Origin of the sequence: Aquabacterium sp. UBA2148 (assembly GCF_002328915.1) — a bacterium.
Classification (GTDB): Bacteria; Pseudomonadota; Gammaproteobacteria; order Burkholderiales; family Burkholderiaceae_C; genus Aquabacterium; species Aquabacterium parvum.
This window is the reverse complement of the sequence record NZ_DCXA01000127.1, coordinates 648-4,485: the sequence shown is the minus strand read 5'-3', so window position 1 is coordinate 4,485 and position 3,838 is coordinate 648. Positions and strand designations below refer to the sequence as shown.

The 3,838-nt window shown below is 68.3% G+C and carries 3 protein-coding genes and 1 pseudogene; 2 read left to right on the top strand and 2 right to left on the bottom strand.

Annotated elements, in window-relative coordinates:
- A pseudogene (locus tag B2W70_RS06925) lies at nt 1–282 on the bottom strand (hypothetical protein); the annotation flags it as partial.
- Between the two features lie 188 nt (nt 283–470).
- On the opposite strand from B2W70_RS06925, the gene B2W70_RS06920 reads away from it, so the two are divergent.
- Nucleotides 471–1,772 carry an ABC transporter substrate-binding protein gene (locus B2W70_RS06920; RefSeq protein WP_286744140.1) on the top strand — a complete coding sequence of 434 codons (1,302 nt, stop codon included), beginning with the start codon at nt 471–473 and terminating at the stop codon, nt 1,770–1,772.
- Between the two features lie 165 nt (nt 1,773–1,937).
- Nucleotides 1,938–3,368: a putative bifunctional diguanylate cyclase/phosphodiesterase gene (locus B2W70_RS06915; protein WP_286744133.1), complete on the top strand. Its 1,431-nt coding sequence runs from the start codon at nt 1,938–1,940 to the stop codon at nt 3,366–3,368.
- 5 nt (nt 3,369–3,373) lie between these two features.
- Here the strand turns inward: B2W70_RS06915 and bioD are convergent.
- On the bottom strand, nt 3,374–3,838 hold a 465-nt coding region (bioD, locus tag B2W70_RS06910; RefSeq protein WP_286744131.1), incomplete at its 5' end, for a dethiobiotin synthase.

The following is a 3,838-nucleotide window of genomic DNA, read 5'->3' as shown; positions in this document are numbered from 1 at the left end:
ATCCTGCAAGCCGCTGGCGACTTCGGGCCTGGCGGCCAGGCGCTGCACCCGCTCGACATGCCGCCGCAGGGCCTCGGCCATGCCATCACCCACGACCTGCGCCTCACGGCGCACGGACCGGTCCACCGCATCGAGCAACTGGGCACGCTGGCCATGAGCCACCCACCAAGCCAGGATCAGGGCAAACACCACCCCGCCGGTGCCTGCCAGCAAGGTGAACCGGGCACGCAGGCTGCGCCTGGGGGACAAGGTGGCCAGCAGGCCGGAGAAGGTGGAAGGCACGTTGGGACCGATGTGAGCGCCCACGCAAAGCGTGTCCGGAGATCTGAAGTATCCTGAGGGACGAGTCCTTCGTCACCCGGGCATGCACCCGGTGATCGATCGGGTCAGTGGCCCAGACAGCGGCCTGCCTCCATTCTGACGGAAGCTGCTCATGAACCTGCCGATGGGAGTGCCCCCTGAAGGTCAGGGTGGCTTTCACGCTGGCCGCCCTGCTGCCGGCCCTGTGTGCGCAGGCGATTGCACAGGAGTTGGTGGTCGCCACGGTCAACAACGGGCACATGCTGACCTTGCAGAAGCTCACGCCCCATTTCGAGCAGGCCCACCCCGGGGTGCGCATCCGCTGGGTGGTGCTGGAAGAAGATCAATTGCGCCAGCAGGTGACGCGGGACGTGGCCACGAAGGCCGGCCGATTCGACATCCTGACCGTGGGGGGTTACGAGGCCCAGGTCTGGAGCGGCCGAGGCTGGCTGCGCGCACTCCAACCCAGCGCTCGCTACCAGGTCGACGACCTGCTCTCGCCCATCCGCGACGCCCTCACGCACCAGGGCCAGCTCTACGCCCTGCCTTTCTACGGCGAAAGCACCATGACCCTGGTGCGCCGCGACCTGCTCAAGCAAGCCGGCATCCAACTGCCTGCGCAACCCACCTGGGAGCAGGTGGCCCATGCCGCGCGCAAGCTGCACGAGCCCGGCAAAGGCCAATTCGGCATCTGCCTGCGCGGCAAACCAGGCTGGGGCCAGAGCATCTCGCTGCTCACCACCATGGTCAACACCCACGGTGGGCAGTGGTTCGACATGGCCTGGCGACCGCAGTTGCAAAGCCCTGCCTGGCGGCAAGCGCTGACACTGTATGCATCGCTGCTGCGCGAGGCAGGCCCGCCCGGTGCCATCGCCAACGGCTACAACGAAAACCTGGCGCTGTTCTCGGCGGGGCGATGCGCGATCTGGGTCGACGCCACGGTGGCCGGCGCCTTCGTCAACCGCCCTGCGGAGTCCCAGGTGGTCGATCGCGTTGACTTCCTGCAGGCGCCTGTGGCCAGCACGCCCAGGGGTGCCCACTGGTTGTGGACCTGGTCGCTGGCCATCCCGGCAGGCTCGAGTCAGCCGGCGGCGGCGCAGTCGTTCATCGAGTGGGCAACCTCCCGCGAGTACACCGAACTGGTGGCGCGCGAGGTGGGCTGGCACGCTGTGCCAGGCGGCACCCGCCGCTCCACGTACGCAGCGGCGCCCTTCCGGCGCGCCAACCCGCACGCCGAGGTCGAACTGCAGGCCATTTTGTCGGCCGACCAGGCGCGCCCCACCCTGCCCGCGTCGCCCTACGTCGGCATCCAGTGGGTGGGCATCCCGGAGTTCCAGGCCATTGGCTCGGCCGTGGCTCAGGAGGTTGCGCGGGTGCTGGCCCCCAGTCCGCCGAGCATCGACGAGGTGCTCGCGCGCTCGCAGAAGCTGACCGAGCGCAAGGTGCGAGAGGCCGGCTACCTCAAGCGCTGAGCACGGTCGCACCCAGGTGCGGTGTCGATCCGGGACGAGGCTCGGCCCAGCCACGCTGCATGGCTCAAGCGACGGGCGATTCGGTCGAAAAGCTGGAAGGCCCGTCGATGAACCTCGGGTCGAATCCCTTGCCCACCGCTCGGAGCGACCACGGCCCAGGACGCCATGCAGCCATCGATTCCCACGTCAGCCCACCGCAAAAGCGGCCTGGGCGCCAAGCACATGCGCCGGGTGGCCTTGTTGCTGACCGTGTGCGGGTGGCTCACGGCCGTCATGACGCTGGGCTGGGCGCTGGCTCTGCTGCACCTGGTTGGCTGGCAAGCCGCGCTGATCCCCGCCCCGGGCGTGCTGGCCGGAGGGCTCGCCGTCTGGTTTGCCAGCCGAGGGCGCCCTTACCTGGGCGGCGCCATCCAGTGCGGTGCGCTGTACGTCGTCGTCTGCCTGACCTGCGTGTTCCTGGACCAGACCACCGCCCAGATGCCACGCACGGCCCACCTGTTCCTGGTGCCACTGGCCACCGGCATGTACATGGGACTGCGCGGTGCACCCAAGGTCTGGCGCCATGGCATCGTCGCGTTCATCTTCCTGACTTTTGTGGTGCTGGGCTGCACCTCCCTGGTCGGCCAACCCGCCCACAACCTGTCAGATGAGCTGCGCACCATCGGCGGCAAGGTCAACACCCTGGCGGCCGCCCTGGCCATGTACCTGGCGATGCACATCATGCAAGCCGATGTGGAGGCTCGCAACGCCTACGAGGCCGACTTGCGCGAGGCCATCCGCCTGGGGCAGCTGGCGCTGCACTACCAACCGCAGGTCGACCAGGACGGCCAGATGCTGGGCACCGAAGCCCTGCTGCGTTGGCCTCACCCGCGGCGCGGCATGATTTCGCCGGCGGAGTTCATCCCGTTGGCAGAAAAGACGGGGCTGATCCTGCCCATGGGCGACTGGGTGCTGGACACGGCCTGCCGCCACCTCGCCGAGCTGGCCAGCGAGCCCACCACCGCGCACCTGACGATCTCGGTCAACATCAGCGTGCACCAGGTCCGCGAGCCGGACTTCGTGGTCAAGGCCGTGGCGGCCATCGAGCGGCACAAAGTGGACCCGCAGCGCCTGAAGATGGAGCTGACCGAGAGCGTGTTCGCCCGCGACATGGACGACCTCATCGGCAAGATGAAGGCGCTCAAGCAGTACGGTGTGTCTTTCTCGCTGGACGACTTCGGCACGGGTTACTCGTCGCTGTCCTACCTCAAGCGCCTGCCGCTGGACCAGCTCAAGATCGACCAGGCCTTTGTGCGCGACCTGCTCACGCAACCGCGTGACCTGGCGATCGCCAAGACGATCGTGGACCTGGGCACCACGCTGAACATGGCGGTGATGGCCGAAGGGGTGGAGACCCGCGAGCAATTGCAGATCCTGCAAACCATGGGCTGCCGGCAGTTCCAGGGCTACCTGTTTGGCAAACCGATGCCCATAGAGGCCCTGCGCGAGCACGTCCTGCGCACCCACTCGCTCACGCCGCTGCTCACCCCGGCACCGCCCGCCGGCGAGGTGAACGCTTTGAACGAGCCGTGCTCAGGGGCACCGGTGCGCGCCTGAAACCTTCAGCCCGGCAGGCACAGGCTGGCCGCGAGTTCTGCCGCGCTGGCCTGTGGCGCCCAAGCCAGGCGCGCCAGCATGGGTGCCTGCAGGCGCCGCCGCAGCGTGTCCACGTTCTCGTCCTGAGCCGCCATGTCAGGGTCGACGTGGTTGGCCACCCAGCCGGCCAGCTTGAGCCCGCGCGATGCGATGGCCTCTTGCGTGAGCAGTGCGTGATTGAGGCAGCCCAGGCGCATGCCCACCACGAGGACGATCGGCAGTCGCAGGCGCACGGCCAGGTCGGCACTGGTGGCCCACGACCCTTCGGCGGTGATCGGATCGGGCTCGCTCAGGGGCACGATGAACCCCCCTGCGCCTTCGACCACCACCGCATCGGCGTGCTGGCGCAGGGCGTGAAAACTCGCCTCGATGTGATCGAGGTCGATGACTTCACCGGCGCGGCGCGCAGCCAGGTGCGGCGAGAGCGCATC

What these genes read in the sequence shown, in the direction of transcription:
- B2W70_RS06915 (WP_286744133.1), top strand. Translation starts at nt 1,938, where the DNA reads ATGCAGCCATCGATTCCCACGTCAGCCCACCGCAAAAGCGGCCTGGGC.